The organism is Caballeronia sordidicola, assembly GCF_002220365.1.
In the GTDB taxonomy this organism is placed as follows: Bacteria; Pseudomonadota; Gammaproteobacteria; order Burkholderiales; family Burkholderiaceae; genus Caballeronia; species Caballeronia sordidicola_C.
The window spans coordinates 1-1,438 of sequence record NZ_MTHB01000274.1 but is presented as its reverse complement, the minus strand read 5'-3'; the positions used below and the strand labels follow the sequence as shown (position 1 = coordinate 1,438).

The 1,438-nt window shown below is 57.4% G+C and carries 1 protein-coding gene; it reads right to left on the bottom strand.

The features are described 5' to 3' along the window. Nucleotides 1-1,438: bifunctional 2-methylcitrate dehydratase/aconitate hydratase (locus BSU04_RS39145; protein WP_256983805.1), on the bottom strand; the 1,438-nt coding region annotated here is incomplete at both ends.

Genomic DNA, 1,438 nt, shown 5'->3' with positions numbered 1-1,438 from the left:
AAATCACATACAAATCAACGTATTCATTGACCGGCATTGCTTCGAGCGTTGCCTGATCCAGCGATACCGCGAGGATCGCCTCTTGCTGCTTGGCTGGGAAACGCCGTGCGAGGTTAACCTTGAACTTCTCGACCAGGAGCGGGATGCCGTCCTCGCGACGGCGTTTGTGTCCAATCGGATATTCGACGACGATTTCCTCGAATTTGCTGCCGTCATTAAACTCGACGGTGAGCGCATTGGCGATCGAACGCTTCTCCGGATCGTGATAGTCCTTCGTGAAGTGCGGGTCTTCCACGCATTCCATCTTCGCGCGCAAGGTGTCGATGCGCGGATCCTTCGCGATGCCGTCTTCGTAATCCGAAGCGGTCAGGCGACCATGGATCAACGGCACGGCGATCATGTATTGAAGGCAGTGATCGCGGTCGGCGGGGTTATCGAGCGGACCTTTTTTATCGATGATCCGAATTGCCGCTTCGTGCGTGCGGATCGTGATCTTCTTGATGTCCTCAACCTTCTTACCTGTTTCCGCGAGCTTTGCATGCAAGGTCATCGCGGCTTCCACCGCCGTTTGCGAGTGGAATTCAGCCGGGAACGAGATCTTGAAGAGCACGTTTTCCATCACGTACGAACCGTATGGACGCTGGAACTTGAACTCGTTGCCCTTGAAGAGCACGTCGTAAAAGCCCCACGTTTTAGCGGTCAGAACCGACGGATAGCCCATCTCGCCCGTCTTCGCGATCAGCGCGAGACGCACGGCGCGCGAGGTGGCATCGCCGGCTGCCCACGATTTGCGCGAACCCGTATTCGGCGCATGCCGATACGTGCGCAGCGAATGACCATCCACAAAAGCCAACGATACCGCATTGATCAACTCATCGCGCGTGAGGCCGATCATCTGACCGACGACCGCCGTTGAAGCGAGCTTCACCAGCAAAACATGATCAAGCCCGACCTTGTTGAACGAGTTTTCCAGCGCGATACAGCCTTGAATTTCGTGCGCCTTGATCATCGCGATCAAGACGTCTTTCATCGACAGCGGCTTCTTGCCGGTAGCCACCGCATTCCGCGAGAGCCAGTCGGCGGTTGCCAGAATGCCGCCGAGATTGTCCGACGGATGGCCCCATTCGGCAGCAAGCCATGTGTCGTTGAAGTCGAGCCAGCGGATCATCGCGCCAATGTTGAACGCAGCCTGAACCGGGTCGAGCTGGAAAGAGGTGCCGGGCACCTTGGCGCCGTTGGGGACAATCGTGCCGGGCACGATGGGTCCCATCAGCTTGGTGCAGGCAGGGTAGGTCAGGGCTTCGAGTCCGCAACCGAGCGTATCGATCAGGCAGTTGCGCGCGGTGTCGAGCGCGAGCGTGCTGTCGACTTGAAAGTTGAGAACATAGTCGACGATATCGACTAATACTCGATCCGGCTCGGGCCGGACGTTTGAAAT